This window comes from Streptomyces sp. NPDC026575, from assembly GCF_055567415.1.
This window is the reverse complement of record NZ_JBVHQM010000032.1, coordinates 1-26957: the sequence shown is the minus strand read 5'-3', so window position 1 is coordinate 26957 and position 26957 is coordinate 1. Positions and strand designations below refer to the sequence as shown.

The window sequence follows — 26957 nt, the reverse complement described above, 5'->3', positions numbered from 1 at the left end:
TTCCCATCACCGGTGGAATCACGACGGAGGACGCCCATGCCCCTGCGCAGCACCACCCGCACCAATCTGGTGGACCTGGTCATCGAGCAGATGGAGGGCCTGATCGCCGACGGCGAGTGGCAGGTCGGGACGAAGATCCCCGCCGAGCCCGCGCTGGTCGAGCAGCTCGACGTGGGCCGCAACACCGTCCGGGAGGCCGTGCGCGCACTGGTGCACACCGGGCTGCTGGAGCCGCGCCAGGGCGACGGCACCTATGTCCGCGCCAGCAGCGGCTTCGGCGCCGCCGTGCAGCGCAGACTGCGGCGGGCCGGCGACCTGGAGGCGTTCGAGGTGCGCGCCTGCCTGGAGCGCGACGCCGCGCGCTACGCCGCGCAGCGCCGTACCGACGAGGACCTCGCCGCGCTGCGCGCCACCCTCGCCGACCGCGACCGCGCCTGGAAGAGCGGCGATCTGACCGCCTTCATCGACGCGGACGTGGAGTTCCACCGCACCATCGCCGCCGCGGCCCACAACAGCGTCCTCGCCGAGCTGTACGAGCACCTCAGCGACGCCCTGCGCGCGACGCTCCAGTCGGTCATCGGCGCCCCCGTCCCCGATTCCGTACGCAACCAGTACGACGCGCACGAGGCCATCGTCGACGCCATCGAGGCGCGGGACGCCGAGGGCGCCGAGCGTGCGGCGCTGGCACACCTCGCGCAGGGCATGGCGGCCCTGCGCGAGAGCGCCGGCGACCGCACGGAGTCCGAGCGCCCGAAGGGAAGGCAGCAGTGACCCGGGAGAAGACCAGCGCGCCCGCGCACGCCCCGGCGCCGGCCGCGCCGCCGGCGGCCCCGCCCGGCGCCACCGGCCGCCGCGCCCTCCACCTCGGCATCGGCGTCGTCCTGCTGGCCCTGAACCTGCGCCCGGCGCTGGTCGCGGTCTCCCCGCTGGCCGGCACCATCCGCGACGACAGCGGGATGTCGGCCGCCGCGACGAGCCTGCTCACCGCGCTGCCGCTGCTCTGCTTCGGCCTGCTGGCGCCGCTCGCACCGCGGCTGGGGCGGCGGCTGGGCATGGAGCGGTCGCTGCTCGGCACGATGGCGCTGATCTGCCTGGGCACCGCACTGCGCCTGCTGGACTCGGTGGCGGCGCTGTTCGCCGGGACGATCGTGATCGGCGCCGGGATAGCCGTCGCCAACGTCCTGCTGCCCGGCCTGATCAAGCGCGACTTCCCGTCCCGGGCGGGCCTGATGACCGGCCTGTACTCCATGTCGCTCTTCGGCGGCGCGGCACTCGCGGCCGGTGTCACCGTCCCCGTCCAGCAGGCCGCCGGTCTGAACTGGCAGGCGACGCTGGCCTGCTGGGGCGCGCTGGCGGTGCTGGCGCTGGTCTGCTGGCTGCCGCAGGTCCGCAGCCGTACCCGGGTGCCGCGAGGCGCGGCCGGCGAGGCGGCGCACCCGGTGCGCGGCCTGTGGCGCGACCCGCTTGCCTGGCAGGTCACCGGCTACATGGGCCTGCAGTCGCTGAGCTACTACGCGGCCGCGGCATGGCTGCCGACGATGCTCACCGACGCCGGGATGAGCGCGGGCGACGCCGGCTGGATGCTGTCCTTCTCGTCGCTGCTGGGCATCGCGGGCTCGTTCCTCGCCCCCGTCGTCGTCGGCCGCCGGCTGCCGGCCGGTGTGCTGGCCGCCGTCGCGGCGGTGCTGTGCGCGGCCGCCTTCACCGGCGTGCTGGTCGCGCCGGTCGGCGGCGGCTACGTCTGGATGGTGCTGCTCGGCCTGGGCCAGGGCGCGGCGATCAGCCTGGCGCTGCTGTTCATCGTCCAGCGCGCCCCGGACGCCCGGCACACCGCCCAACTGTCCAGCATGGCGCAGTGTTTCGGCTATGTCCTCGCCGCCACCGGCCCGGCCGTCCTGGGCGCCGTGCACGACGCCTCCGCCAGCTGGACGGTGCCGCTCGCGCTCCTGCTGGCGCTGCTGCTCCCGCAGATCGCGGTGGGCCTGGGCGCGGCACGACCGCGGCATGTGGCGGGCCGGTAGCCGCGCGGGGGCGACCGGGGCCCGCTGGGGCCCCTAGGGCCTGTCCGATGGGTCGGGGTCGGAAAGACCGCGGCGTCTGGTGCGGTGCATCGCAAGGCGCCGGAGCGTCTCGATAGCGGAGCTATCGGGATGATTCGGCAACGCCGCGAGGTGCCGTGCCAGACGCCGCGGGCCCGGCCAGGACCCATCGGACAGGCCCTAGAGCCAGCCGTTGCGCTTGAAGCCGCGGTGGATGACCCAGCAGGCAACCACGATCAGCGCCATCACCAGCGGATAGCCGAACGTCCAGTGCTTCTCCGGCATGTGCTCGAAGTTCATCCCGTACACCCCGCAGACCATGGTCGGCACCGCCAGGATCGCCACCCAGGCGCTGATCTTGCGCATGTCCTCGTTCTGGGCGACGGTGACCTGGGCGAGATGGGCCTGGAGTATGGAGTTGAGCAGTTCGTCGAAGGCGTTGATCTGCTCGGTGACGCGGTCGAGGTGGTCGGCCACGTCCCGGAAGTAGGTCTTGATCCGGGGGTCGACCTGCCGCATCGACCGGGTCGCCAGCTCCCGCATCGGCGGGTCCAACGGGGCCACCGCGCGCTTGAGTTCCAGCAGTTCGCGCTTGAGCTGGTAGATCCGGCCCGCCCCGGCGCCGCCGCGGACCGAGAACACCTCGCTCTCGACGTCGTCGATGTCGTCCTGGACGGCGGCGGTGACGTCCAGATAGTCGTCCACCACGAGGTCGGCGATGGCGTGCAGGACGGCGGACGGCCCGAGCGCCAGCTGCTCGGGGACCCGCTCCAGATGCTCGCGCAGCGGGCCCAGTGAGCCGTGCCCGCCGTGCCGCACCGTGATCACGAAGTCGGTGCCGGTGAACACCATGATCTCGCCGGTCTCCACCACTTCGCTGGTGTCCGTGAGCTGGTCGTGCTCGACATAGCGGACGGTCTTGAAGACCGTGAACAGCGAGTCGTCGTAGTTCTCCAGCTTGGGCCGCTGGTGGGCGAGGACCGCGTCCTCGACGGCGAGCGGATGCAGCCCGAACAGCTCGACGATTCCGGAGAACTCCTTCTCGGACGGCTCATGCAGCCCGATCCAGACAAATCCCCGGCCGGACCTGCGGACCCGCCGTATCGCCACGTCGGCCGGGTGGTTGCCGTCCTGCCGCACCCCGTCCACGTACACCGCGCAGTTGACCACGGCGGTGCCGAGCGGGGAGCGCGCCGGGTGACTGAGGTCGACACCCCGGGTACGCGGCTGCGGCAGCCGGACGGCCTTGCGGAGGTTGCTGATCATCGACACCCGGCAAGTATGGACCGCGCGGAGCCGCGAAGGGTATGGCAAAGCGGCTGTTTTTACGCGGGCGCGGGCCGCCCCGGCGACGGGCGGCCCGTGCGCCGGGGTGGCGGGGGCCCGGTCGCCGGGCCGGTGGGGCGGCGCCCCTCAGGAGGCCAGGGCCGGCTGCTGCTCCGCCTCGGCGCCGGCCGCCGCGGCCTCCTCCGAAGCGGCCGGCTCCCCCGCCGCCTGCTGCGCGCCGGCCCGCCGCGGCAGCCAGAACAGCAGGCCGAGGACGACGACCAGACCGCCGGAGACCCACCACAGGGCGTGCGTGGTGGCGTCGATGAACCCGGCGCCCGGAGCGGCCCCGCCCTTCGCCCCCGCGTCGTCGGCGACCGCGAAGAACGCCACCGACGACAGCGCCAGGCCGAGCGCCATGCCCAGCTGGCCGGTGGTGTTGAAGATGCCGGACGCCGAACCGGAGTGCTCGGTCGGCACCTCGGAGATCGCCGCATCCGTGATCGGGGCGACGATCAGCCCCATCCCGCCGCCCAGCAGCAGCATCGCCGGCGCCATCTGCCAGGACGTGAGGGCGGCGCCGTAGTGCCCGGCCTGCCAGAGGTACAGCAGCGCGCCCGACAGCATGATCAGCGCGCCGGCCTGCAGGACCTTGCGCCCGAAGCGCGGCACCAGCTTCTGTACGGACATCCCGGCCGCGGCCGAGCAGGCCACCGAGAACGGCACCCCGGTGAGCCCGGCGTGCAGCGGGCTCCAGCCCAGGCCCAGCTGCATATGGAGGGTCCAGATCAGGAAGAACAGGCCGGTGACCACGCCGAACGTCAGCTGGACGCCGGAGCCCGCGGCGAACGTCGTGACCCTGAAGAGGGAGAGCTCGACCAGCGGTGAGCCGTCCTTGCGGGCCTTGGCGCGCTCGTAGCGGACGAAGAGCGCCAGCACCACCGGGCTCGCGGCCATCGAGACGAAGCCCCACAGCGGCCAGCCGTCCTCGCGGCCCTGGGTGAGCGGGTAGAGCAGCATCAGCAGCCCGAGGGTGGCCAGCGCGGTGCCGACGAGGTCCAGGCGCAGGGCGTCGGAGGACCGGGACTCGGTGATGAAGCGGCGGCCGAGCAGGATGCCGGCGATCCCGACCGGAAGGTTGATCAGGAAGATCGGGCGCCACTCCAGACCGAAGAGATCGCCCTCGGTGAGCAGCGCGCCTATCAGCGGGCCGCAGACCGCGCCGAGGCCGATCACCGCGCCGAACATCCCGAAGACCTTGCCGCGCTCGTGCGCGGGGAAGGTGACGTGGATGATCGCCAGCACCTGCGGCACCATCAGCGCGGCCATCGCGCCCTGCAGCACCCGGGCGCCGACCAGCATCCCCGGGGTCGCGGCCAGGCCGCACAGCGCGGAGGCCACGGTGAAGCCGCCGATGCCGAGCAGGAAGAGCTTCTTGCGGCCGTAGATATCGCCGAGCCGGCCGCCGGTGATCAGTCCGAGGGCGAAGGCGAGGGCGTAGCCGGCGGTGACCCACTGCAGGGCACTGAAGGAGGCGCCGGTGTCCCGCTGGATGCTGGGGATGGCGATATTGACGATGGTCGCGTCGACCAGGTCCATGAAGCTGGCCGTGAGGACGACGGCGAGCGCCGTCCAGCGTCTGCGGTCGGCCGTCGGGGGGACGGTCGTGGTCATGGCGTATCTCCAGTGATCGGCTCGTTCGACGTCGTCGACACTAAGGGTCGTCTAGGACAGCACCGGTCCTACTTGGACGGGCATCATCGGTCCCATGAGTGAGACGTCGGCACGACTGCTGAACCTGCTGTCCCTCCTGCAGACCCCGCGCGAATGGCCCGGCAGCGAGCTGGCCGGACGGCTGCGGGTCACCACCCGCACGATCCGCCGCGACATCGAGCGGCTGCGCGAGCTGGGCTACCCCGTGCACGCCACGATGGGCGCGGAGGGCGGCTACCGGCTGGCCGCGGGAACCGCGATGCCGCCGCTGCTGCTGGACGACGAGGAGGCGGTGGCCATCGCGGTCGGCCTGCGCTCGGCGGCCGGCCACACCATCGAGGGCATCGAGGAGGCGTCCGTACGGGCGCTGGCCAAGCTCGAACAGGTGCTGCCGGCCCGGCTGCGGCGCAGGGTGGGCACGCTCGGTACGGCCACCGTCCCGATGCCCGCCGGGGACGGGCCGACCGTCGACCCCGAGCATCTGACGGTGCTGGCCGCGGCCATCGCCAACCACGAGCGGCTGCGCTTCGCCTATCGGGCGGGCGCCGGCGCCCGCAGCAAGCGCCTGGTGGAGCCGCACCGGCTGGTCGCGGCGGGGCGGCGCTGGTACCTCGTCGCCTACGACAACGACCGCGAGGACTGGCGGATCTTCCGGGTGGACCGGCTGAGCGAGCCGTTCCCCACCGGCGTGCGGACCCCGCCGCGCGAGCTGCCCGCCGCCGACGCGGGTGCGTATGTGCGCGAGCGGATGCAGGGGAGGGCCCCGGCCTTCCGGGCCGTGGCGACGGTCCGGGCACCGGCCGCCGAGGTGTCGGCACGGCTGGGCGGACCGGCCGCGGGCGAGGTTACCGCGCTCGACGAGGGGTCCTGCCGCTGGCGCAGCGCCCCCGAATCCCTGGAGTGGCTGGCGGTGCGGCTGGCCATGCTGGGGCGCGAGTTCACCGTGCACGAGCCGCCGGAGCTGACCGCGTATCTGCGCCAGATGGCGGGACGGGTGAGCCGGGCGGCCGGGCCGGCGGAGGACGAGGTGGCGGAAACCACACCCTGACGGAATACCCCTAGGGGGTATAAGGTTGGGACAGTGGAGGGGCACACTCGCACCAGACCGAGGAGCACGCATGACCACCGTGACCGGAGAGCGCGACGTCGAGCTGCGGATCGGCGGGATGACCTGTGCCTCGTGCGCGGCCCGCGTCGAGAAGAAGCTCAACCGCATGGAGGGCGTCACCGCCACCGTCAACTACGCCACCGCGAAGGCGCAGGTGGCCTACGAGGGTGACGTCTCGGTCGCGGACCTGATCGCCACGGTGGAGCGGACCGGCTACACCGCCGCCGTCCCCGAGCCGCCGGCCGCCGCACCGGCCCGCGCCGAGGCCGACGGCGACGCCGGCGACACGGCGGACGACGCCCTCACCCCGCTGCGGCAGCGCCTGCTGATCTCCCTCGTGCTGACCGTCCCCGTGGTCCTGATGGCGATGGTGCCGCCACTGCAGTTCACGTACTGGCAGTGGTTGTCGCTGACCCTCGCCGCCCCGGTGGTGGCGTACGGCGCCTGGCCGTTCCACAAGGCCGCCTGGACGAATCTGCGGCACGGCGCCGCCACGATGGACACCCTCATCTCGATGGGCACCCTCGCGGCGCTGGGCTGGTCGCTGTGGGCGCTCTTCCTCGGCCACGCGGGCATGCCCGGGATGACCCACCCCTTCGCGCTGACCATCGCCCGCACCGACGGCAGCAGCTCCATCTACCTGGAGGCCGCGGCCGGGGTCACCACCTTCATCCTGGCCGGGCGCTACTTCGAGGCGCGCGCCAAGCGGAAGGCCGGCGCGGCGCTGCGCGCACTGCTGGAGCTGGGCGCCAAGGACGTCGCCGTGCTGCGCGCGGGCCGCGAGGTGCGCATCCCCACGAACGAGCTGCGGGTCGGCGACCACTTCGTCGTACGCCCCGGGGAGAAGATCGCCACCGACGGCACGGTCCTGGACGGCGCCTCCGCCGTGGACGCGTCGATGCTCACCGGCGAGTCGGTCCCGGTCGAGGTCTCCCCCGGTGACACGGTCACCGGCGCCACCGTCAACGCGGGCGGCCGGCTGGTGGTGGAGGCCACCCGGGTCGGCGCGGACACCCAGCTGGCCCGGATGGCGCGGCTGGTGGAGGAGGCCCAGAACGGCAAGGCCGCGGCGCAGCGGCTGGCCGACCGGATCTCCGCGGTGTTCGTCCCGGCCGTGATCGTGCTCGCCCTGGGCACCCTCGGCTACTGGCTCGCCACCGGCGCCGGGGCGGTGGCCGCCTTCACCGCGGCCGTCGCCGTCCTGATCATCGCCTGCCCGTGCGCCCTGGGGCTGGCCACCCCCACCGCCCTGATGGTCGGCACGGGGCGGGGCGCCCAACTGGGCATCCTGCTCAAGGGCCCGGAGGTGCTGGAGTCCACCCGCAAGGTCGACACCATCGTCCTGGACAAGACCGGCACGGTCACCACCGGCGAGATGTCGCTGACCGGGATCCACCTCGCCGCGGGCGTCGACGAGACGCAGGCGCTGCGACTGGCCGGCGCCCTGGAGCACGCCTCCGAGCACCCCGTGGCCCGCGCCGTCGCCGGCGGCGCCGAGTCCCGCATCGGCGCGCTGCCCGCCCCCGAGGACTTCGGATCCGTCCCCGGCCTGGGCGTCCACGGAGTCGTCGAGGGGCACACCGTCCTGGTGGGCCGCGAGAGGCTGCTCGCCGACCGGGGCCTGGCCCTGCCGGCCGGGCTGGCCGCCGCCAAGGCGGCCGCCGAGGCCGAGGGCGCCACCGCCGTCACCGTCGGCTGGGACGGCGCGGCGCGCGCGGTCCTGGTGGTCTCCGACGCGGTCAGGCCCACCAGCGCCGAGGCGGTCCGGCTGCTGCGCGGCCTGGGACTGACGCCGGTGCTGCTGACCGGCGACAACAAGGCGGTGGCCGAGGCCGTGGCGGCCGAGGTCGGCATCGACGAGGTGATCGCCGAGGTACTCCCCGAGGACAAGGTGGCGGTCGTGGCCCGGCTGCAGTCCGAGGGACGCTCGGTCGCCATGGTCGGCGACGGCGTCAACGACGCGGCCGCGCTGGCCCGCGCCGACCTGGGGCTGGCGATGGGCACCGGCACCGACGCCGCCATCGAGGCCGGCGACCTCACCCTGGTGCGGGGCGATCTGCGGGTGGCGGCGGACGCCATCCGGCTGGCCCGCGCCACTCTCAGCACCATCCGGACGAACCTGTTCTGGGCGTTCGGCTACAACGTCGCCGCGCTGCCGCTGGCCGCGGCCGGGCTGCTCAACCCGATGATCGCCGGCGCCGCGATGGCCTTCTCCTCGGTCTTCGTCGTCGGCAACAGCCTGCGGCTGCGCCGCTTCCGTCCGCTGGTCCGCACGGCCGCCCACGGCTGACCCACGCCCGGCGGCCGCCGCGGTTCTGGTGCCTGTCTCCAGTTCTGGGGCCGGAACATTGGTCGATCGCTCACCCGCAGGCCGCGGCCGGCGGGTGAGACTGGTCAGGCATCGACCGTCCACGTACAGGGGAAACCATGACCGGGTCACGCGTCCTGGCTCTCGGCCATTACCAGCCCTCCGGCGTGCTCACCAACGACGATCTCGCCAAGATCGTCGAAACCGACGACGCCTGGATCCGCAGCCGGGTCGGCATCCGCACCCGCCATGTCGCGGCGGCCGACGAGACCGTGGACTCGATGGCGGCCGCCGCCGCGGCCAAGGCCCTGGCCGGCAGCGGCCTCGTCCCGCACGACATCGACCTGGTCCTGGTCGCCACCTGCACGGCCACCGACCGCAGCCCGAACGCCGCCGCCCGGGTCGCCGCCAAGCTCGGGCTGAACGCGCCGGCCACGATGGACATCAACGTCGTCTGCTCCGGCTTCACCCATGCGCTGGCCGTCGCCGACCACGCCATCCGGGCCGGATCGGCGACGAACGCCCTGGTCATCGGCGCGGAGAAGTTCACCGACGTGGTCGACTGGACGGACCGTACGACCTGTGTGCTGGTCGGCGACGGGGCGGGCGCCGCGGTGGTCACCGCCGCGCCGGAGCCGGGGATCGGCCCGGTGCTGTGGGGCTCGGCCCCCCAGATGGGCGGCGCGGTCCGCATCGAGGGCGAGCCGGCCCGGTTCGCCCAGGAGGGCCAGACCGTCTACCGCTGGGCGACGACCCAGCTGCCGGCGATCGCCCGCCAGGTCTGCGAGCGCTCCGGGATCACCCCCGCCGACCTCGCGGGAGTGGTGCTGCACCAGGCCAACCTGCGGATCATCGAGCCGGTCGCGGAGCGGCTCGGCGCGGTCAACGCGGTGGTCGCCAAGGACGTCGTCGACTCCGGGAACACCTCCGCCGCCTCGGTGCCGCTGGCGCTGTCCAAGCTGGTCGAGCGCCGGGAGGTCTCCTCCGGCGACCCGGTCCTGCTGTTCGCCTTCGGCGGCAACCTCTCCTACGCGGGCCAGGTCATCCGCTGCCCGTGAGGCACGGGGCGCGGCCCGGCCCGCCCCCGGCCCGCCCCCGGCCCGCACCGGGCACGTCCGATTCGTTCAAGACCGCCGTGCGGCGGGCTGCCTACGCTCGCGCCATGACCACCACCCCACGGGACCCGCACCCGTTCCCCCGGTTCGCCGCCATCGGCGTCGTCGTCTCCGACATGGCCGCGTCCCTCGCCTTCTACCGCCGCCTGGGCCTGGACGTCCCCGCCGGGTCGGAGGCCGCCCCGCACGCCGAGGCACGGCTCCCCGGCGGTCTGCGCCTGATGTGGGACTCGTACGTCACCGCCCGCGCCATCGACCCGGACTGGACGCCTCCGCCGGCCGGAACCCCTACGGGGCTGGCGTTCGAGTGCGACGGCCCCGCCGGGGTCGACACCCTCTACGCGGAACTCACCGGCGCCGGCTATACGGGCGAGAAGCCGCCGTGGGACGCGTTCTGGGGACAGCGCTACGCGGTCGTACAGGACCCGGACGGCCAGGGCGTGGACCTGTTCGCGCCGCTGCCCGAGAAGGCGCCCTGAGGGGCCGCCGGCCGGTCGTGGGGGCCGGCCAGGACCCATCCGGACAGGCCCTAGCTCCCGGACTGCTCACGCAGGTAGTGCGCGCCGCACAGGAAGCAGAACGGCTCGGCCCTGCCGGTGCCCCATGCCTCGGCCGGCTGGGTGGCGGCGGCCGGCGCCAGGTCCCGTCCGCACATGGCCGTGGTGGTGCCCACCCGCGTCATGTGCCAGAGCTTTACCGGGGTGTCCTCGTGCGGCAGGACGCCCTCGTCGTACTCGGCGCGAATCTCGTGCTCCATGGCGGTGCACCTCCTACCCATACGATGCGCCCGCGGACCGGGGGCCACAACGCCAGGCGACCGCCGGTGGGCGCCGGTCAGAACACCGACCATCCCGTCAGCGTCGTGAAGTGGTCGAGCGCCGCCGCGCCCGCGACCGAGTTGCCGCGGGCGTCGAGTCCGGGGCTCCACACGCACAGCGTGCAGCGGCCGGGGATGACGGCGATGATCCCGCCGCCGACGCCGCTCTTGGCGGGCAGCCCCACGCGGTAGGCGAACTCCCCGGCCGCGTCGTACGTCCCGCAGGTCAGCATCACCGCGTTGATCCGCTTGGCCTCGCGGGCCTCCAGCAGCCGGCTGCCGTCGGCGCGCAGCCCGTGGCGGGCCAGGAAGCCGCCGGCCACGGCCAGATCGCGGCAGCTCATCTCGATCGAGCACTGCCAGAAGTAGTGCTCGATGACGCTGGGGACGGGGTTCTCCAGATTGCCGAAGGACGCCATGAAGTGCGCGAGGGCGGCGTTGCGGTCGCCGTGCGCGGCCTCCGAGTCGGCCACCGCCTGGTCGAAGGCGAGGTCGGGGTTGCCGCTCTCCTCGCGCAGGAAGTGCAGCATCGAGGTGCTGGCGTCGCCGGTGAGGGTCTGCAGCCGGTCGGTGACCACCAGCGCGCCCGCGTTGATGAACGGGTTGCGCGGGATGCCGTTCTCCGCCTCCAGCTGGACCAGCGAGTTGAACGGCGTCCCGGACGGCTCGCGGCCGACCCGCCGCCAGATGTCGTCGTCGCCGCCGGGGCCGCCGTGGCTCTGCGACATCACCAGCGCCAGCGAGAAGGTCTTGGAGATCGACTGGACCGAGAACGGCACCTCCCAGTCGCCGACCCCGTACACCGCGCCGTGTATGTCGGCGACCGCGATCCCGAAACGGTCCGTCGACACCCGCTCCAGCGCCGGTATGTAGTCGGCGACCCGCCCATGTCGCACCAGCGGCCTGGCGTAGGCCGCTACCTCCTCAAGAACGGCCTGGTAGTCCATGACCGACACGCTAACCCGGGGCGAGCAGCACCCCCATGGGAGCCCCCGCCAGTGACTTCACCTCGCGCGCGAGGTGCGCCTGGTCCGCGTATCCGGCGCGCAGGGCGACCTCGGCGTAGGGCGTCCCGCGGCGCGCCAGATCGAGCGCGCGGACGAGCCGGAGCACTCGGGTGAGGGTCTTGGGGCCGTAGCCGAAGGCGTCCAGGCTCAGGCGGTGCAGCTGGCGTTCGCTCAGCGCCACGGCGCGGGCGACCTCGGCGACGGGGCGGCCGCGGGCCAGCGCCGCGGCGACGGCGGCGGTCCGGCCGTCCGGTGCGGCCGCCTCCCGCAGACGGGCCGCGGCGGCCTCCTCCAGCACCCGGGCGACCGGTCCGGGCTCCCCGGCCGCCGCCGCCCGCTCGGTCAGCTCCCGTACTGCGGCGGCGGGCCACAGGTCGGTCAACGGCACCCGCAGGTCGCGTAGTTCACGGGCCGGTACGCCGAGGACGGGCGGGGCCTGGCCGGGCGCGAAGCGCACCCCGACGTAGCGAGTGCCGGGCGGGACGCCGTCGGGGCGGTAGGGCCCGGTGTCCGGGCCGGCCACCAGCAGCCGGCCCGCGCTCCAGATCAGGTCCATGCAGCCGTCGGGCAGCACCGGCCGCGCCGACGGCGTCGTGGTGGTGGTCCACAGCACCGCGCCGGCCAGCCGGGACGCCCGCTCCCGGTACCCGCCCGATACGCCGGGCGGCCCACCTGTGTCGCGCTCTCGGCCCATGTCCCTCAGCCTGGCACGGGAACCCCACGGCCGTCCGCGCCGTTGATCCCTTACGACACGGACCTCACGGAGGTGGCACATGTCAGGGTTTCTCGACCGCGCCAAGGAGCAGGCCCAAAAGGGACTGGCGCAGGGCAAGCAGAAGGTCGACGAGGTGCAGCAGCACCGGCACGGCAACGACCTGCTGAAGAAGCTGGGCGCCGCGTACTACGCCGAGCGGCGGGGCAGCGGTTCGCCCGAGGCCACGCAGGCGGCGCTCACCGCGCTGGAGGCGCACATCAGCGCACACGGCGACGGGTTCCTGCACGGATAGGCACCCAAGCCGCCCGGCCGGTCGGGTGCCGGACCCGCGGCGGCGGCCGAAACCGCTCGTACAGGCCCCGAACGACCGGTCCGTTTTATTCCGTTCCACTCCATCGGTGCCGGACCGTCCCGTACAAGCGAGGCAGGAGGCGGTGCGCGGCCGGCGGCCGCCGCGCACGCATCGGAGTGGGGCCATGTCCCGACCGCTGTCCGCCGAACAGTTCCTCGACGCGCTGAAGTCCGAGGGGCTGCGGGTCGTCGAGACCGACGGCTGGAGGACGCACAACCGCGACGACAAGGGGGCCTGGGGCCCGGTGCACGGCGTGATGGTGCACCACACCGGCACGTCCGGCGCCGAGCGCACCGTCCGGCTCTGCCGCGACGGCCGGCCGGATCTGCCCGGCCCGCTGTGCCACGGCGTGATCACCAAGGACGGCACGGTGCATCTGGTGGGCTGCGGCCGCGCCAACCACGCGGGGCTCGGCGACGGCGACGTGCTGCGCGCGGTGATCGCCGAGAAGCGGCTGCCGCCGGACAACGAGGCCGACACCGACGGCAATCGCGTCTTCTACGGCTTCGAGTGCGAGAACCTCGGCGACGGCCAGGACCCCTGGCCCGAGGCCCAGCTGGCGGCGCTGGAGAAGGCCGCGGCGGCGGTCTGCCGGGCGCACGGCTGGGGCGAGCGCTCGGTGCTCGGCCATCTGGAGTGGCAGCCGGGCAAGGTCGACCCGCGCGGCTTCACGATGGACGCGCTGCGCGAGCGGATCGGTGCGCTGCTGAAGTGAGCGGGCCCGCCGCTCGCCCAAGGCGGGCGGCGGGCCGGCGCCGCCGCCCCCGCGCGACAATGGGCCGCGTGACCCGCACCGTCCCCGATCCGCCGCCCGACCTGCGCGCACTGCGCCCCCGGCTGCCCTCGCCCCTCCAGGAGATCGAGGACGAGCCCTTCGCACGCCGCGGCGTACGGCTGCTGCTCAAGCGGGACGATCTGATCCATCCGGACCTGCCGGGCAACAAGTGGCGCAAGCTGGCGCCCAATCTGCGGGCCGCGGCCGCCGCCGGCGAGCGCGCGCTGCTGACCTTCGGCGGCGCGTACTCCAACCATCTGCGGGCCACCGCTGCGGCCGGCCGGCTGCTCGGCTTCGCCACCATCGGCGTGGTCCGCGGCGACGAACTGGCCGGCGCACCGCTCAACTGGTCGCTGGCCCGCTGCGCCGCCGACGGGATGCGGCTGCACTTCGTCGACCGGGCCGCCTACCGCCGCAAGACCGAGGCGGACGTGCTCGACGCGCTGCACGACCGCTTCGGCGCGTTCCGCGTCATACCGGAGGGCGGCAGCAACGCGCCGGCCGCACAGGGCTGCGTGGAACTGGGCCGGGAGCTGCGCGGCGCCGCGGACACGGTCGCGGTGGCCTGCGGTACCGGCGGCACCCTGGCCGGTCTGGCCGCCGGACTGGCGCCCGGCCAGCGGGCCCTCGGTATCCCCGTCCTCAAGGGCGGCACCCCGCACTTCCTCCAGGAGACCGTCGAGGAGCTGCAGCGCGCGGCATTCGGGGCACCGCGCGGCGACTGGCGGCTGGAGACCCGCTTCCACTGCGGCGGATACGCCCGCAGCACCCCGCAGCTGGACGCGTTCGCCGACGCCTTTACCGCGCGGCACGGGCTGCCCCTGGAGCGGGTCTATGTCGCCAAGCTGCTCTACGGGTTGACCACGCTGGTCGAGGAGGGCGCCTTCCCACCGGGCAGCACGGTCGCCGCGGTCGTCACCGGCACGCCGTGAGGTGCCGCCGCCAAGGCGCCCCACCGGGCTACTCGGCGCCCTCCCGGTACGCCGCCGCCTCCTCCAGGTCCAGCCTGCGCAGCAGCGTGCGCATCATCTCGTCGTCGATGCGCCGGGCGTCGCGCAGGCGGACGAAGACCCGCCGCTCGGTGTCGATCATCTCCCGGGCCAGCCGGCGGTAGGTCTCGTCGGCGGACTCCCCGGTGACCTCGTTGACCGCGCCCAGCCGCTCCCACACGGAGTTGCGGCGCCGCTCCATGACGGTGCGCAGCCGGTCGGCGAGCGGACCGGGCAGCGCGTTGCGCTCGTCCCGGAGCAGTTCGTCCAGACGCTCCTCGGCGGCCCGCGAGGCCTCGCTCTGGGCCTGGGCCTCGGCGAGCGTCTCGGCCTGGGCGTCCCGGCCGGGCATCCGCAGGGCGCGGATCAGCGGCGGCAGGGTGAGGCCCTGGACGACGAGGGTGGCGATGACGGTGGTGAAGGTCAGGAAGAGCACGAGGTTGCGGGCGGGGAAGGGGCCGCCGCCCTGCACCGTGGCCGGGATGGAGAACGCGATGGCCAGCGACACCACCCCGCGCATCCCGGCCCAGCCGACGATGACCGGCGCGGTCCAGGTCGTATCGGGCTCGCGGGTGCGGATCCGGGCCGAGAGCAGGCGCGGCACATAGGTCGCGGGAAAGACCCAGACGAAGCGGGCCACGACCACGACGAGGAACACCACGACCGCGTACCAGAGGGCCTGGGCCCCGCTGAACTCCCCCAGGCCGCGCAGCACGACCGGCAGCTGCAGCCCGATCAGCGCGAAGACCGCCGACTCCAGCAGGAAGGAGATCATCTTCCAGACGGCCTCCTCCTGGAGCCGGGTCTCGAAGTCGACCTGCCAGGAGCGGTGCCCCAGATAGAGGGCGACCACGACGACGGCGAGCACCCCGGAGGCCCCGACCTGCTCGGCCGCCGCGTAGGCGACGAACGGGATGAGCAGCGACAGGGTGTTCTCCAGCAGCGCCGATTCGCACAGCCGGACGCGCAGCCAGTGCAGCGGCACCATCAGCACGACACCGATGCCGATACCGCCCACGGACGCCAGGGCGAACTCCTCGATCCCGCCGGCCCAAGTGGCACCGATCCCGACGGCGGCGGCCACCGCCACCTTGTACGCGGTGATCGCGGTGGCGTCGTTGACCAGCGACTCGCCCTGCAGGATCGTCGTGATCCGGTGCGGCAGCCCGAGCCGGCGGGCGATGGCGGTGGCCGCGACGGCGTCCGGCGGGGCGACGACGGCGCCCAGGACGAGGGCCGCGGTCAGCGGCAGGTCCGGGATGAGCAGGTAGGCCGCATAGCCGACCGCCAGCGTCGCGAACAGCACATAGCCCACCGACAGCAGCGCGACCGGCCGCAGATTGGCCCGCAGGTCCAGGTAGGAGCTGTCCAGGGCGGCGGTGTGCAGCAGCGGGGGCAGCACCAGCGGCAGCACGATGTGCGGATCGAGGGGGTAGTGCGGGACACCCGGGATGGCGGACGCCGCGAGCCCGGCGGCCACCAGCAGCAGCGGCGCCGGCACCGGCGTCCGGCGCGCCAGCCCGGCCACCGCGGCGCTCCCCGCGACCAGCAAAAACAGCGGCATCACAGCCATCGGCCCGTCCCGTCCCCGTACCCGTCGCCATCGGTCCCGGCGATCTAACCTGGCCATCATGAGTGAGTGCAGCGAGCGAATCACAAGAAGGTGCGTGCCTCGCGAACGCGAGGCCGGGCGGAGCGGGGGATCGGCATGAGCGAGTGCGCGCACGTCGCCGACCTGCCGGGCGCCGAACCGGCCCCGCTGAGCGCCACCTGCCTGGAGTGCCTGGCCGTCGGCAGCCACCCCGTCCAGCTGCGCCTGTGCCTGGCCTGCGGCCATGTCGGCTGCTGCGACTCCTCGCCGTACCGGCACGCGACGGGGCACTTCGAGGAGACCGGCCACCCCCTGATGCGGACGTTCGAGCCGGGTGACTCCTGGCGCTGGTGCTTCGTCGACCAGCAGCTGGTGTGACCGGGAGCCGGCGCGCGCAGGACGGAGCGGCCGGGAGGCGGTGCGCGCAAAACGACGAGTGACATTCGGCGGAGTCCGTTTACCCTTCACCTATGATCCGCGAAGCGACCCCGGACGACGTCCCCGTCATTCTCGCCATGATCGGCGAACTGGCCGCGTACGAGCGCGCCCCCGAGGCCGCACAGGCCACCGAGCCGCAGCTGAAGGAGGCCCTCTTCGGCGCGCAGCCGGCCGCCTTCGCGCTGATCGCCGAGGCGGACGGCGCCCCGGTGGGCTTTGCCCTGTGGTTCCGGAACTTCTCCACCTGGACGGGCACGCACGGTGTCTATTTGGAGGACCTCTACGTCCGCCCCGAGGCGCGCGGCGGCGGCCACGGCAAGGCGCTGCTCGCGGCCCTCGCGAAGATCTGCGTGGACCGCGGATACGAGCGTTTCGAGTGGTCAGTCCTGGATTGGAATGAACCGTCCATCGGTTTTTACCGGTCGATCGGTGCGCAGCCCATGGACGAATGGACCGTCTTCCGGCTCACTGGAGGGGCACTGCACGACCTGGCAGCCGGCCCGCACGCCAACGGAGCGTAATCGGCCTCGATTTGACGGTGCACACCCCTAGCCACTGTCCGTACCCGCAGTTTTACAATCAGTGACAGCTAAGGCATGCGGCGGCCTCGGGACGGCTGCCGCCCGGAGGCGGCCGTGCCTCTTCCGGGCGACACCGGCCCGCAGATCGCGATAGCGTCACAGCCGAACCATGTGCCGCGCCGGATCGTTCTCCTTTCACTCGACAGGAGAAAGAGCCGGAGCGAAATATCCCGAACAACGCGAATATCGCGCATTCCAGCTCAACCAGCTTGTGCCACCTTGGAGGTGAGGGTGTCCCAGATCGCAGGCGAGCCCGGGACTCAGGACTTCGTGGAAGTCCGTCTGCCCGCTGCGGGTGCCTACCTGTCCGTGCTGCGTACGGCCACGGCCGGGCTCGCAGCCCGCTTGGACTTCACCCTCGACGAGATCGAGGATCTGCGCATCGCGGTCGACGAGGCATGCGCGATCCTGCTGCAACAGGCCGTCCCCGGCAGTGTGCTGAGCTGCGTCTTCCGCTTGATCGACGACGCACTGCAGGTGACCGTGTCCGCCCCGACGACCGACGGCCGTGCCCCGGAGCGCGACACCTTCGCCTGGACGGTGCTCTCCGCACTCGCCGGCAAGGTCGATTCCACCGTCGCCGAGGACCGTACCGTCACCATCAGTCTGTACAAGGAGCGCGGCGCCGGTCCCGGACCGTCATGACCGAACAGGGGGCCCCGTGAAAGATCTCGAACGCGGCGGGCGGATGGCGTCGAGTGCGACCATCCCCGAGCAGCAGGCCCGGCCGCATCCGGTGGGAGTGGACGACCACGGCGGCCATTTGGACGCGGCGGAGCAGGCGGAGCGGGCAGACCACATGGACCACAGCGAGCAGCAGGGTCAGCAGGCGCATCGGCAGGACGCGCCCGCTCCCGACGACAAGCTGCACCACCAGCAGCATTCCCAGGAGCCGCAGGACCGCAGCGGCGCCCGGGCGATGTTCTACGAGCTGCGCAAGCTGCCCGAGGGCTCCCCGGAGCGGGCGGAGCTGCGCAACACCCTTGTCCGCATGCACCTCCCGCTCGTCGAGCATCTGGCCCGGCGCTTCCGCAACCGGGGCGAGCCGCTGGACGATCTGACCCAGGTCGCCACCATCGGCCTGATCAAGTCGGTGGACCGCTTCGACCCGGAGCGCGGCGTGGAGTTCTCCACGTACGCCACCCCCACCGTCGTCGGCGAGATCAAGCGGCACTTCCGCGACAAGGGCTGGGCGGTCCGCGTCCCGCGTCGCCTCCAGGAGCTGCGGCTGTCGCTGACGACGGCGACCGCCGAGCTCTCCCAGCGGCACGGCCGGGCGCCGACCGTCCATGAGCTGGCCGAGCATCTGGCGATCTCCGAGGAGGAGGTCCTGGAGGGCCTGGAGTCCGCCAACGCGTACAGCACGCTCTCCCTGGACGTGCCGGACACGGACGACGAGTCCCCGGCCGTCGCCGACACTCTCGGCGCCGAGGACGAGGCGCTGGAGGGCGTGGAGTACCGCGAGTCCCTCAAGCCGCTGCTGGAGGACCTCCCGCCGCGCGAGAAGAAGATCCTGCTGCTGCGCTTCTTCGGCAATATGACCCAGTCGCAGATCGCCCAGGAGGTCGGCATCTCCCAGATGCACGTCTCCCGCCTGCTGGCCCGCACCCTCGCCCAGCTCCGCGACAAACTGCTCGTGGAGGAGTAGCAGACGACGGCCCGCGGGGGCGGGGCCGGCAGTCACGACGATCACGGCAATCACGTGCAGGCCACCTTGGCCCCGCCTGTGGGTACGGTTCCGTTCCGGTCCTGCCCGTGAGCCCTTCCTGGCCGCGCCCTACGGGGAACTTACGGCCGCCCTGCCGGCGTGGCACCGTTCACCCCTGCCCCCATGGGCAATGCGATCCCGGCCCCGCACCGCGGGTCCCGCCCCCGACCTCGCCCACTCCCACTCCCACGAGGAACGAGCCCCGGCGCACCCCGCGCCATCCCCGCCCCACGGGGAAAGCCACCCCACCGCCCCCAGCCACGGTCACAAAGGCGGTACGGACCCCGCCCTCACCGGACCCCGCCCTCACTGGGCCCCGCCCTCACCGGGCCCCGTTCTCACCGGGGCCTCGTCCTCACCGGGACCCGCCCCCACCGGGACCCCGGCCCCACCGCCCGCAGCCGCAGCCACGACCCCGGTGGCAGTACGGAACCCGGCCCTCCCCGACCCGCTCCAGCGCCGCCCCGCCTCACTCCAGCGCCACCCCCGCCTCACTCCAGCCCCGCCCGACCCCATGCGGAATACCGCCCCACCCGCACCCTGTTGTGGCCCGCAGGGGGCCCTCGCACCCCCTACGGGATCCGTTCGCCCCTCCCCTACGGGGTCTCCGCGTCGCGGCGTCCCTCGCGGCCTACGCGGTCATGCGCCGCCCAGGCACCCAACCGCCCACGGGCTCTCGCGATCTTGCGTTGCCTACGGGTTCTCCCGCGGCCCGATGCCCAGTGCCTCGGTGGCCGTCGGGTTGACCAGCAGGACGAGCACGACGAGCGCGGCGACGGCCAGCGCGATACCGGCGGCGATCAGCGCCCCGCCGCCGTTGACCAGCGTCCAGGCCACCGGCAGCGCGACGATCTGCGTGATCAGCGAGGGGCCCCGGCTCCAGCGGCGCCGCAGCCACAGCCCCCGGGCCGCGACCAGCGGCAGCGCGGCGAGCGCGAGCACGGTCAGCCCGCCCATCTCCGCCTGCCGCGCACTGTCCGGCGAACCGACCAGCCCCATGATCAGCATGTACGCACCCAGCGCCGCGAGCGCGATCCCCTCGACCGCGGTGAGCGCCGCCGCGGCGCTCAGGCGGGCAGGCCGCGGCCCGGACGGCTCGTTCGGCGCGGCCGCGGCGGGGGCGCCGGCCGCTCGCCGCGCGGACTGTTTCTGCTGACTGCTCACCCCAGCAGGGTAGCGCCGGCCTCCCGGAGCCCGGGGACGCCCCGGATCCGGACGGGGCGCAAGACCGGTAACAGCAGGTAGGTACGCTGCTGCACATGCGCGCACTCCTCGTGGTCAATCCCGCTGCAACCACCACCAGTGCCCGCACCCGTGAAGTACTCGCCCACGCACTCGCCAGCGACCTCAAGCTGGAGGTCGCCGAGACCCGCTACCGGGGGCACGCCCGCGATCTCGCCCGGCAGGCCACCGAGGGCGGGGAGACCGAACTGGTCGTGGCGCTCGGCGGCGACGGCACGGTCAACGAGGTCGTCAACGGTCTGCTGGCGAACGGCCCCGACCCGGACTCGCACCCCCGGCTGGCCGTCGTCCCCGGCGGCTCCACCAATGTCTTCGCCCGCGCGCTGGGGCTGCCCAACGACGTCGTGGAGGCGACCGGCGCCCTGCTGGACGCGCTGCGCGACGGCAGCGAGCGCACGATCGGCCTGGGCCTGGCCGCCGGCACCCCGGGCACCGAGGACGAGGGCGTACCGGAGCGCTGGTTCACCTTCTGCGCGGGCTTCGGCTTCGACGCCGGCGTCGTCGGCCGGGTCGAGCAGCAGCGGGAACGCGGCAAGCGTTCGACCCACGCCCTGTACGTGCGACAGGTCGTACGGCAGTTCCTGGGCGAGGCGAACCGCCGCCGGGGCGTCATCACCCTCGAACGTCCGGGCGGTGACGACGGCTCCGCGGACCTCGTCGAGAACCTGGCGCTGGCCATAATCTGCAACACCGCTCCGTGGTCCTACCTGGGCAATCGGCCGATCTACCCGTCCCCGGACGCGTCGTTCGACACCGGGCTGGATCTGTTCGCACTGAGCAAGCTCTCGTCCCCCGCGGTGGCCCGTTATGTCACCCAGCTGCTGACGTCAACACCCGAGCGCGGCCCCCATGGCAAGCACGCGCTCTCACTTCACGACCTCACGAACTTCACCTTGCATTCGCAGGTGCCGCTGCCCTTCCAGATGGACGGTGACCACCTGGGCCTGCGTACGAGTGTGACGTTCACAGGCGTTCGCCGTGCACTGCGTGTGATTGTGTGAGCAGTAGGGCCTAAAGTCCTTTCACTCGAACGTTTAGGCTGGTTCCCACCCCCTGGAATGACGGCTGTGACCGAGGCGACACCAAGGAATCAAAAAAAAGTTTCCGGAAGGGGTTGTATCCGCAGCCGAGGTTTGCGAGTCTCTTCATGGCGATCGGGACGGCCGCTTTAACGGCCCCCTTGAGAGCCCGAACCCCCTCCTCATTCCACAGGACCGCACCAGTTCGCAGCTGGAGATCGGCCCTTCCCTTGTGGAGGGATTCGTGAAAGCGTTCACATTCACAAGCAACGATCCCGTCACACGAGGAGATGGAGCAGCCATGGACTGGCGTCACCGCGCCGTTTGCCGCGAGGAAGACCCCGAGCTCTTCTTCCCTATCGGCAACACCGGTCCTGCGCTGCTGCAGATCGAGGAAGCCAAGGCCGTCTGCCGCCGCTGCCCCGTCATGGAGCAGTGCCTGCAGTGGGCGCTCGAGTCCGGCCAGGACTCCGGCGTCTGGGGTGGTCTGAGCGAGGACGAGCGCCGCGCGATGAAGCGCCGTGCAGCTCGCAACCGGGCGCGCAACGCCAGCGCCTGAGCCAGCCGCCCCGTGGCCCCCGAGCCGCAGCGCGCAGTACACCCGATGCACCATCGGCGCTGAATAGCCCGGTCGTTATCGCATCGCAATAGCTTTGAGCCCCGGACCGTATGGTCCGGGGCTTGTTGCTGTTCGGGCCGGGTCCATTTCCCTTGCCGGAGCGGATATCGGTTCCGCCTCGGTACGGTCTCGAAAACGCTTCGCCGCGCTGTCCGCAGTATCGCTTCCCCGTAACGCTTTCCGCCCCGGTTCGCCGGGCCGCTCCCCCGTCCCGGTATACGGCCCCGGGTCTCAGTGCTGCTTCTCGGGGCGCACGGGCACGTCGAGGACCACCTGGGTGCCGCGGCCGGCCGCCCGCACCATGTCGAACTTTCCGCCCAACTCGCCTTCCACCAGGGTCCGTACGATCTGCAGCCCCAGGTTGCCGGCGCGGTGCGGGTCGAATCCCTCGGGCAGCCCGCGGCCGTTGTCCTGGACGGTGACCAGCAGCCGCGGTTCGGTACGGCTGCCGCCGCGTACCGCGCCGACCTCGACGATGCCCTGTTCCGCCTGGTCGAAGGCGTGCTCCAGGGCGTTCTGGAGGACCTCGGTGAGCACCATCGACAGCGGCGTGGCCACCTCCGCGTCCAGGATGCCGAAGCGGCCGGTGCGGCGGGTGATCACCTTGCCCGGGGAGATCTCCGCGACCATGGCCAGCACCCGGTCCGCGATCTCGTCGAACTCGACCCGCTCGTCGAGGTTCTGGGACAGCGTCTCGTGCACGATCGCGATCGAACCGACCCTGCGTACGGCCTCGTTGAGGGCCTCGCGGCCCTGTTCGGAGTCCATCCGGCGGGACTGCAGCCGCAGCAGTGCGGCGACCGTCTGCAGGTTGTTCTTCACCCGGTGGTGGATCTCCCGGATGGTGGCGTCCTTGGTGATCAGTTCCCGCTCGCGGCGCCGCAGCTCGGTGACATCGCGCAGCAGCACCAGCGAACCGATGTGCGTGCCCTTCGGCTTGAGCGGAATGGCGCGCAGCTGGATCACGCCGTCGTTGCCCTCGACCTCGAACTCCCTGGGGGCCCAGCCGCTGGCGAGCTTGACCAGGGCCTCGTCCACCGGGCCGCGGGCGGGTGCCAGTTCGGCGGTGGCCTGGCCCAGGTGGTGGCCCACCAGGTCGGCGGCGAGGCCGAGCCGGTGGTAGGCGGAGAGCGCGTTGGGGCTGGCGTACTGGACGACGCCGTCCGCGTCGAGCCGGATCAGTCCGTCGCCGGCGCGCGGCGAGGCGTCCATGTCGACCTGCTGCCCGGGGAAGGGAAACGTTCCGGCAGCGATCATCTGGGCGAGGTCGGAGGCGCTCTGGAGGTAGGTGAGCTCCAGCCGGCTGGGGGTGCGCACGGTCAGCAGATTGGTGTTGCGGGCGATCACGCCGAGCACCCGGCCCTCGCGGCGCACCGGAATGGACTCCACCCGGACCGGAACTTCCTCTCGCCACTCCGGGTCGCCCTCGCGTACGATGCGGCCCTCATCCAAGGCGGAGTCCAGCATCGGACGGCGCCCCCGGGGAACGAGATGGCCCACCATGTCGTCCTGGTAGGAGGTGGGCCCGGTGTTGGGGCGCATCTGGGCGACGGAGACGTAGCGGGTGCCGTCGAGGGTGGGGACCCACAGCACGAGATCGGCGAAGGAGAGGTCGGAGAGCAGCTGCCACTCCGAGACCAGCAGATGGAGCCACTCGAGGTCGGAGTCGCTCAGAGCGGTGTGCTGGCGGACGAGATCGTTCATGGAGGGCACGTCTTGGAGCCTACCGGCGTACGGTGTATGTGTTGTGCCTGCACGGGCATGGACAAGTAAGAATGGTCTAGTCCAGAATTCAGAAAAGACCTCCGTTCTCCCCGCACAGGAGAGCGGAACGAGGCCGATGGCGCTCTCTGCCCTGACTGCGCCAAGGCCTCCGATCGACCGGCCCCAGGACGGGGTGGCGCCCCTACCGCACATGGGGACACCCCCCGCCCGCAAGGCGGGGCCGGCCGATGTCAGCTCCGGGCTGCGGTGCCGGACAGGTTGAGGGTCCTGTCCCGGCGCCGCGGCCCGCGGGTGTTTTCGAAGGGGCCTCAGGCCGTCGCGCCGCTCGCCGTCCGCGGCCAGGCCGCCATCGCCAGCTCGGCGATCGACGCCAGCTCCGCCTCCGCCGCACCGTCCCGCGCCTGCTGGGACATGCCCTGGATGACGGCGCCCACGAAGCCGGCCAGCGCGCCGGCGTCCGTGTCGGCCGGGAGCTCCCCCGCGGCGATGTCCGCCCGGATGGCGCTCGCGATCTCCCGGATGTTCGACAGCCTCATCTCCCGCAGGAAGTCGGCGACTTCGACGGACGCGGGAGAGATGTTCAGCGCGGCGCTGATGACCAGGCAGCCGCGCGGGCGGCCGGGCAGGGTGTACTCGACCGCGGCCTCGCGCAGTGCGCGTCCGACGCCGCGGCGGGCGGTCGGCTCCTCGGCCACGGCGCGGGAGATGAAGCCTCCGTAGAGCCGCCCGTACTCGGCGACGACCTCGTCGAACAGCGCCCGCTTGTCGCCGAAGGCGGCGTAGAGGCTGGGGGCGCTGATGCCCATGGCGCGGGTGAGGTCGGCGATGGACGTGGCCTCGTAGCCCTGCTCCCAGAAGGACCGGACCGCCCGCTCCAACGCCGTCTCGCGGTCGAAGGACCGGGGCCGGCCGCGCTGCTTCGTTTCCTTGGTCGCCATGGGAGGAATTTTATAGCGGTCGGTACGGAACGCGTGCTACGGTTTTTCTGTAGCGAGCGATACAAAAATGCGGGATCGCTCGGGAGCAGGGGGCGCGCGCCTGCACGGACGCGCGCACGCACGAACAGGGAGGGGCACGGCCATGGGCGCGCTCAGCGGCAGGACGGCACTGGTCACAGGCGGCAGCAGGGGGATCGGCCGGGCGATCTCGGAGCGGCTGGGGAGGGACGGCGCGCGGGTCGGCGTGCATTACGGCCGCGACGAGACCGCGGCCAAGGAGACGGTCTCGGCGATCGAGGCGGCGGGGGGCCGGGCCTTCGCGGTCCGGGCGGAGCTGGGCGCGCCGGGAGACGCCGAAGCGCTGTGGACCGCGTTCGACGAGCAGGCCGAGGGGTTGGACATCCTGGTCAACAACGCCGGGATCAACAAGGCCGTGGACGGGACGCTCAAGCGGATCGGCGAGGTGACGGCGGAGGACTTCGACCACCTCTTCGCGGTCAACACCAAGGCGCCGTTCTTCATCGTCCAGCAGGGGCTGTCCCGCCTGCGGGACGGCGGGCGGATCATCAACACCTCGACGGGGCTGACGCGCGGCGCGGCCAAGCCCGAGCTGATCGCCTACGCCATGACCAAGGGCGCGCTCGACGTGTTCACCTCGACGCTCGCCAAGGACCTGGGGCCGCGCGGGATCACGGTGAACGCGGTGGCGCCCGGGGCGGTGAACACCGATATGAACGCCGGCTGGCTCAGGGGCGAGGCCAACACCGAAGCGCAGCGGCGACTGGCGGAGATGTCCCCGCTGGGCCGGATAGCGCAGGCCGACGACATCGGAGACGTCGTGGCCTTCCTGGCCTCGGACGACAGCCGCTGGGTGACGGGCCAGTGGATCGACGCGACGGGAGGCGTCCTGCTCTGACGGCCGATGGCCCGATCTCGGGGGGCTCGCGGCCTGGACGCCTTCCGGGCCGCCCCTCGCCCTCATCCTCCCGGCGGCACCCGTTCCGGTGGTCTTCCGGTGGCCTTCCGGTGGCCTTCCCGTCGCCGGAAGGACGGGGAATCGTGTCACATCGTTCGCGGGCGCCGCCGGGACCGGATGCCCACCCTCTGATAGATTGGTCTATACCACATGACCATATGAGTCCACTCTCCAGAACGGCAGGCCAAAGCGTGGAAGTTGTCATCGTTCCGGACGCCAGGGCGGGCGGCGAGCTGATCGCGGAGGCCATCGCGACCCTGGTGCGCCGCAAGCCCGACGCGCTGCTCGGTGTGGCCACCGGCTCGACCCCGCTGCCCATCTACGAGGCGCTGGCGGCGAAGGTCCGGGCCGGTGCCGTGGACGCCTCGCGGGCCCGTATCTGCCAGCTCGACGAGTATGTGGGCCTGCCTGCCGGGCACCCGGAGTCCTACCGCTCGGTGGTGCTGCGCGAAGTGGTCGAGCCGCTCGGCCTCGGCGAGGACTCCTTCATGGGCCCCGACGGCACGGCCCGGGACGTGCCGGCCGCCTGCGAGGCGTACGACCGCGCGCTGGGCGAGGCCGGCGGGGTGGACCTCCAACTGCTCGGCATCGGCACCGACGGGCACATCGGCTTCAACGAGCCCTGCTCGTCGCTGGCTTCCCGTACCCGCATCAAGACGCTGACCCAGCAGACCCGGGAGGACAACGCCCGGTTCTTCGACAGCCTCGACGAGGTCCCCCACCACGTCATCACCCAGGGCATCGGCACCATCCTGGAGGCCCGCCACCTGGTGCTGCTCGCCACGGGCGAGGGCAAGGCGGACGCCGTGGCGCACGCCGTCGAGGGCCCGGTCGCCGCGCTGGTCCCGGCCTCGGCGCTGCAGCTCCACCCCCACGCCACGGTCGTCGTCGACGAGGCCGCGGCCGCCAAGCTGAAGCTCGCCGACTACTTCCGCGCCACCTACGCCGCCAAGCCGGAGTGGCAGGGACTGTAGGGCGCATCTCTCCGGTCTCTCCGGTCTCTCCGGTCTCTCCGGTCTCTCCGGTCTCTTCGGTCTCTCCGGTCCCTCCAGCCTCCGCGCCCCCGGCCACGGCGTGCCAGGGCGGCCGGGGCCGGAGGCGGGCCACTCGGTACCTCTCGCGATGGAGCGGCTCGGCCGGTGTGTCCGGTCGGGCGGCGATTCCCTGCTTACTGCCGGTTTATGACCTCTTTGAGCAGGATGGGTGAGGCGCGGCAACTGTCGTGCGCCCTGAGGTACCTGAGGAAGGATCAGCCGTGCGCTCACCCGTCGTCGAGGATTCCGTCGCCGTACCCGCCGCGCCGGGGCGTCGGGGCTGAGCGCCGTGGCCGCCTCTGCCCGGCAGCCCGCGCCGTCGACCGTGCCTCCGAAACCCGCCCATGGTCCGAAACCCACGGGGATTCCGGATCCCACGAGGAGCCCGAAGCCCACCGGGAGCCCGAAGCCCCTGGAGGACCCTGAGGCGCCCAGTAGCCCTGGGGCCACCCGGAGCGCCGAGCCGCGCCGGCGGCCGGCACCGTGGCTGCGGCCGACCATCCGGATACGGCTGACGCTGCTGTACGGCGGCATGTTCCTGATGGCGGGGATCGTGCTGCTGACGATCATCTACTTCCTGGCGGCCGACACCCTCAAGGACGGCACCCCCGAGATCAGGATCTTCGGCAGCAACGTCAGGGTGGGCAATATCGGCTGCCCCGACCTGCCGTCGGTCGGCACGGCCGGCGAGATCAACGCGGCGATCGGCGACTGCCTCCACGACCAGCGCACACTGGCGCTGAACACCTTCCTGCACCGCTCGCTGATCGCCCTGGTGGGGCTGGCCGTGGTGGCGTTCGCGTTCGGTTATGCGATGGCGGGGCGGGTGCTGGCGCCGTTGGGGCGGATCACGCGGACGGCGCAGCGGGTGGCGGGTTCGGA

General features: G+C 72.6%; 26 protein-coding genes and 1 pseudogene. 18 read left to right on the top strand and 9 right to left on the bottom strand.

Going from position 1 to position 26957, the window contains the following annotated elements; genetic code table 11:
• The first annotated feature begins 36 nt into the window (after nucleotides 1–36).
• Nucleotides 37–771 (top strand): FadR/GntR family transcriptional regulator, encoded by a 735-nt coding sequence (locus ACZ4NB_RS32635; protein WP_467666647.1) that lies wholly within the window; start codon nucleotides 37–39, stop codon nucleotides 769–771.
• Nucleotides 768–2021, top strand: coding sequence for a CynX/NimT family MFS transporter (locus ACZ4NB_RS32630; RefSeq protein WP_467666646.1), 1254 nt, complete (start codon nucleotides 768–770; stop codon nucleotides 2019–2021). Before ACZ4NB_RS32635 ends, ACZ4NB_RS32630 begins: the two co-directional genes overlap by 4 nt.
• Nucleotides 2022–2219: 198 nt before the next feature.
• On the opposite strand, the gene ACZ4NB_RS32625 is transcribed toward ACZ4NB_RS32630, so the two are convergent.
• Entirely contained in the window at nucleotides 2220–3305 is a 1086-nt protein-coding gene (locus tag ACZ4NB_RS32625) for a magnesium and cobalt transport protein CorA (RefSeq protein WP_467666708.1), read from the bottom strand.
• A 147-nt stretch (nucleotides 3306–3452) separates the two neighbouring features.
• The gene (locus ACZ4NB_RS32620; RefSeq protein WP_467666645.1) at nucleotides 3453–4979 is read right to left on the bottom strand and encodes an MFS transporter; all 1527 of its coding nucleotides are present in this window, start codon (nucleotides 4977–4979) and stop codon (nucleotides 3453–3455) included.
• A 94-nt stretch (nucleotides 4980–5073) separates the two neighbouring features.
• Here ACZ4NB_RS32620 and ACZ4NB_RS32615 point away from each other — a divergent pair, with 94 nt between their 5' ends.
• From ACZ4NB_RS32615 to ACZ4NB_RS32600, 4 genes are all read left to right on the top strand, one after another.
• Complete coding sequence (locus ACZ4NB_RS32615; RefSeq protein ID WP_467666644.1) at nucleotides 5074–6066, top strand: helix-turn-helix transcriptional regulator; 993 nt, start codon at nucleotides 5074–5076, stop codon at nucleotides 6064–6066.
• Nucleotides 6067–6136: 70 nt separating this feature from the next.
• Nucleotides 6137–8416 carry a heavy metal translocating P-type ATPase gene (locus tag ACZ4NB_RS32610; protein WP_467666643.1) on the top strand — a complete coding sequence of 760 codons (2280 nt, stop codon included), beginning with the start codon at nucleotides 6137–6139 and terminating at the stop codon, nucleotides 8414–8416.
• Nucleotides 8417–8553: 137 nt separating this feature from the next.
• Nucleotides 8554–9492 carry a beta-ketoacyl-ACP synthase III gene (locus tag ACZ4NB_RS32605; RefSeq protein ID WP_467666642.1) on the top strand — a complete coding sequence of 313 codons (939 nt, stop codon included), beginning with the start codon at nucleotides 8554–8556 and terminating at the stop codon, nucleotides 9490–9492.
• Between the two features lie 104 nt (nucleotides 9493–9596).
• On the top strand, nucleotides 9597–10028 hold the full coding sequence (locus ACZ4NB_RS32600; protein WP_467666641.1) for a VOC family protein: 432 nt from the start codon (nucleotides 9597–9599) through the stop codon (nucleotides 10026–10028).
• Nucleotides 10029–10078: 50 nt separating this feature from the next.
• Here the strand turns inward: ACZ4NB_RS32600 and ACZ4NB_RS32595 are convergent, their stop codons facing one another.
• The 3 genes from ACZ4NB_RS32595 to ACZ4NB_RS32585 form a co-directional block, all read right to left on the bottom strand.
• Entirely contained in the window at nucleotides 10079–10306 is a 228-nt protein-coding gene (locus ACZ4NB_RS32595; protein ID WP_393493521.1) for a hypothetical protein, read from the bottom strand.
• Between the two features lie 77 nt (nucleotides 10307–10383).
• Entirely contained in the window at nucleotides 10384–11313 is a 930-nt protein-coding gene (locus ACZ4NB_RS32590) for a glutaminase (RefSeq protein WP_384433933.1), read from the bottom strand.
• A 10-nt stretch (nucleotides 11314–11323) separates the two neighbouring features.
• Nucleotides 11324–12067, bottom strand: a complete 744-nt coding sequence (locus tag ACZ4NB_RS32585; RefSeq protein WP_467666640.1) for a helix-turn-helix domain-containing protein — start codon at nucleotides 12065–12067, stop codon at nucleotides 11324–11326.
• Between the two features lie 79 nt (nucleotides 12068–12146).
• On the opposite strand from ACZ4NB_RS32585, the gene ACZ4NB_RS32580 reads away from it, so the two are divergent.
• The 3 genes from ACZ4NB_RS32580 (at nucleotide 12147) to ACZ4NB_RS32570 (ending at nucleotide 14147) form a co-directional block, all read left to right on the top strand.
• Nucleotides 12147–12380 carry a hypothetical protein gene (locus ACZ4NB_RS32580; protein WP_467666639.1) on the top strand — a complete coding sequence of 78 codons (234 nt, stop codon included), beginning with the start codon at nucleotides 12147–12149 and terminating at the stop codon, nucleotides 12378–12380.
• A gap of 184 nt (nucleotides 12381–12564) precedes the next feature.
• A complete protein-coding gene (locus tag ACZ4NB_RS32575; protein WP_467666638.1) occupies nucleotides 12565–13155 on the top strand; it encodes an N-acetylmuramoyl-L-alanine amidase in 591 nt (196 codons plus the stop codon).
• A 59-nt stretch (nucleotides 13156–13214) separates the two neighbouring features.
• A complete protein-coding gene (locus ACZ4NB_RS32570; RefSeq protein WP_467666637.1) occupies nucleotides 13215–14147 on the top strand; it encodes a 1-aminocyclopropane-1-carboxylate deaminase/D-cysteine desulfhydrase in 933 nt (310 codons plus the stop codon).
• Nucleotides 14148–14175: 28 nt separating this feature from the next.
• Here the strand turns inward: ACZ4NB_RS32570 and ACZ4NB_RS32565 are convergent, their stop codons facing one another.
• Complete coding sequence (locus tag ACZ4NB_RS32565; protein ID WP_467666636.1) at nucleotides 14176–15777, bottom strand: Na+/H+ antiporter; 1602 nt, start codon at nucleotides 15775–15777, stop codon at nucleotides 14176–14178.
• 135 nt (nucleotides 15778–15912) lie between these two features.
• Between ACZ4NB_RS32565 and ACZ4NB_RS32560 the strand changes: the two genes are divergently transcribed.
• The 4 genes from ACZ4NB_RS32560 to ACZ4NB_RS32545 all read left to right on the top strand — a co-directional run bounded on the left by ACZ4NB_RS32560 (nucleotide 15913) and on the right by ACZ4NB_RS32545 (nucleotide 18462).
• Nucleotides 15913–16173 (top strand): UBP-type zinc finger domain-containing protein, encoded by a 261-nt coding sequence (locus tag ACZ4NB_RS32560; RefSeq protein WP_467666707.1) that lies wholly within the window; start codon nucleotides 15913–15915, stop codon nucleotides 16171–16173.
• A 92-nt stretch (nucleotides 16174–16265) separates the two neighbouring features.
• Nucleotides 16266–16754 (top strand): GNAT family N-acetyltransferase, encoded by a 489-nt coding sequence (locus ACZ4NB_RS32555; protein WP_467666635.1) that lies wholly within the window; start codon nucleotides 16266–16268, stop codon nucleotides 16752–16754.
• Between the two features lie 291 nt (nucleotides 16755–17045).
• Nucleotides 17046–17459, top strand: a complete 414-nt coding sequence (locus tag ACZ4NB_RS32550) for an ATP-binding protein (RefSeq protein ID WP_003985353.1) — start codon at nucleotides 17046–17048, stop codon at nucleotides 17457–17459.
• 43 nt (nucleotides 17460–17502) lie between these two features.
• Nucleotides 17503–18462 (top strand): RNA polymerase sigma factor SigF, encoded by a 960-nt coding sequence (locus ACZ4NB_RS32545; RefSeq protein ID WP_467666706.1) that lies wholly within the window; start codon nucleotides 17503–17505, stop codon nucleotides 18460–18462.
• Between the two features lie 753 nt (nucleotides 18463–19215).
• Here ACZ4NB_RS32545 and ACZ4NB_RS32540 read toward each other — a convergent pair.
• A complete protein-coding gene (locus ACZ4NB_RS32540) occupies nucleotides 19216–19686 on the bottom strand; it encodes a hypothetical protein (RefSeq protein WP_467666634.1) in 471 nt (156 codons plus the stop codon).
• 95 nt (nucleotides 19687–19781) lie between these two features.
• Between ACZ4NB_RS32540 and ACZ4NB_RS32535 the strand changes: the two genes are divergently transcribed.
• Both ACZ4NB_RS32535 and ACZ4NB_RS32530 read left to right on the top strand, forming a co-directional pair.
• Complete coding sequence (locus ACZ4NB_RS32535) at nucleotides 19782–20765, top strand: diacylglycerol/lipid kinase family protein (protein ID WP_467666633.1); 984 nt, start codon at nucleotides 19782–19784, stop codon at nucleotides 20763–20765.
• A gap of 319 nt (nucleotides 20766–21084) precedes the next feature.
• Complete coding sequence (locus ACZ4NB_RS32530; protein WP_003983230.1) at nucleotides 21085–21342, top strand: WhiB family transcriptional regulator; 258 nt, start codon at nucleotides 21085–21087, stop codon at nucleotides 21340–21342.
• A 291-nt stretch (nucleotides 21343–21633) separates the two neighbouring features.
• Here the strand turns inward: ACZ4NB_RS32530 and ACZ4NB_RS32525 are convergent, their stop codons facing one another.
• Entirely contained in the window at nucleotides 21634–23106 is a 1473-nt protein-coding gene (locus ACZ4NB_RS32525) for a sensor histidine kinase (protein WP_393493590.1), read from the bottom strand.
• 329 nt (nucleotides 23107–23435) lie between these two features.
• Nucleotides 23436–24065 carry a TetR/AcrR family transcriptional regulator gene (locus ACZ4NB_RS32520; RefSeq protein WP_467666632.1) on the bottom strand — a complete coding sequence of 210 codons (630 nt, stop codon included), beginning with the start codon at nucleotides 24063–24065 and terminating at the stop codon, nucleotides 23436–23438.
• Between the two features lie 142 nt (nucleotides 24066–24207).
• Between ACZ4NB_RS32520 and ACZ4NB_RS32515 the strand changes: the two genes are divergently transcribed.
• The 3 genes and pseudogenes from ACZ4NB_RS32515 to ACZ4NB_RS32505 all read left to right on the top strand — a co-directional run.
• Nucleotides 24208–24981 carry an SDR family oxidoreductase gene (locus ACZ4NB_RS32515; protein WP_467666631.1) on the top strand — a complete coding sequence of 258 codons (774 nt, stop codon included), beginning with the start codon at nucleotides 24208–24210 and terminating at the stop codon, nucleotides 24979–24981.
• A 251-nt stretch (nucleotides 24982–25232) separates the two neighbouring features.
• Nucleotides 25233–26015 carry a glucosamine-6-phosphate deaminase gene (nagB, locus tag ACZ4NB_RS32510; protein WP_467666630.1) on the top strand — a complete coding sequence of 261 codons (783 nt, stop codon included), beginning with the start codon at nucleotides 25233–25235 and terminating at the stop codon, nucleotides 26013–26015.
• A gap of 472 nt (nucleotides 26016–26487) precedes the next feature.
• Nucleotides 26488–26957 (top strand): annotated as a pseudogene (locus ACZ4NB_RS32505) (two-component sensor histidine kinase); the annotation flags it as partial.

Coding starts and splice junctions, on each gene's coding strand:
- ACZ4NB_RS32635 (WP_467666647.1), top strand. CDS start 37: ATGCCCCTGCGCAGCACCACCCGCACCAATCTGGTGGACCTGGTCATC.
- ACZ4NB_RS32625 (WP_467666708.1), bottom strand. CDS start 3,305: ATGATCAGCAACCTCCGCAAGGCCGTCCGGCTGCCGCAGCCGCGTACC.
- ACZ4NB_RS32620 (WP_467666645.1), bottom strand. CDS start 4,979: ATGACCACGACCGTCCCCCCGACGGCCGACCGCAGACGCTGGACGGCG.
- ACZ4NB_RS32615 (WP_467666644.1), top strand. CDS start 5,074: ATGAGTGAGACGTCGGCACGACTGCTGAACCTGCTGTCCCTCCTGCAG.
- ACZ4NB_RS32610 (WP_467666643.1), top strand. CDS start 6,137: ATGACCACCGTGACCGGAGAGCGCGACGTCGAGCTGCGGATCGGCGGG.
- ACZ4NB_RS32605 (WP_467666642.1), top strand. CDS start 8,554: ATGACCGGGTCACGCGTCCTGGCTCTCGGCCATTACCAGCCCTCCGGC.
- ACZ4NB_RS32600 (WP_467666641.1), top strand. CDS start 9,597: ATGACCACCACCCCACGGGACCCGCACCCGTTCCCCCGGTTCGCCGCC.
- ACZ4NB_RS32595 (WP_393493521.1), bottom strand. CDS start 10,306: ATGGAGCACGAGATTCGCGCCGAGTACGACGAGGGCGTCCTGCCGCAC.
- ACZ4NB_RS32590 (WP_384433933.1), bottom strand. CDS start 11,313: ATGGACTACCAGGCCGTTCTTGAGGAGGTAGCGGCCTACGCCAGGCCG.
- ACZ4NB_RS32585 (WP_467666640.1), bottom strand. CDS start 12,067: ATGGGCCGAGAGCGCGACACAGGTGGGCCGCCCGGCGTATCGGGCGGG.
- ACZ4NB_RS32580 (WP_467666639.1), top strand. CDS start 12,147: ATGTCAGGGTTTCTCGACCGCGCCAAGGAGCAGGCCCAAAAGGGACTG.
- ACZ4NB_RS32575 (WP_467666638.1), top strand. CDS start 12,565: ATGTCCCGACCGCTGTCCGCCGAACAGTTCCTCGACGCGCTGAAGTCC.
- ACZ4NB_RS32570 (WP_467666637.1), top strand. CDS start 13,215: ATGGGCCGCGTGACCCGCACCGTCCCCGATCCGCCGCCCGACCTGCGC.
- ACZ4NB_RS32565 (WP_467666636.1), bottom strand. CDS start 15,777: ATGGCTGTGATGCCGCTGTTTTTGCTGGTCGCGGGGAGCGCCGCGGTG.
- ACZ4NB_RS32560 (WP_467666707.1), top strand. CDS start 15,913: ATGAGCGAGTGCGCGCACGTCGCCGACCTGCCGGGCGCCGAACCGGCC.
- ACZ4NB_RS32555 (WP_467666635.1), top strand. CDS start 16,266: ATGATCCGCGAAGCGACCCCGGACGACGTCCCCGTCATTCTCGCCATG.
- ACZ4NB_RS32545 (WP_467666706.1), top strand. CDS start 17,503: ATGGCGTCGAGTGCGACCATCCCCGAGCAGCAGGCCCGGCCGCATCCG.
- ACZ4NB_RS32535 (WP_467666633.1), top strand. CDS start 19,782: ATGCGCGCACTCCTCGTGGTCAATCCCGCTGCAACCACCACCAGTGCC.
- ACZ4NB_RS32530 (WP_003983230.1), top strand. CDS start 21,085: ATGGACTGGCGTCACCGCGCCGTTTGCCGCGAGGAAGACCCCGAGCTC.
- ACZ4NB_RS32525 (WP_393493590.1), bottom strand. CDS start 23,106: ATGAACGATCTCGTCCGCCAGCACACCGCTCTGAGCGACTCCGACCTC.
- ACZ4NB_RS32520 (WP_467666632.1), bottom strand. CDS start 24,065: ATGGCGACCAAGGAAACGAAGCAGCGCGGCCGGCCCCGGTCCTTCGAC.
- ACZ4NB_RS32515 (WP_467666631.1), top strand. CDS start 24,208: ATGGGCGCGCTCAGCGGCAGGACGGCACTGGTCACAGGCGGCAGCAGG.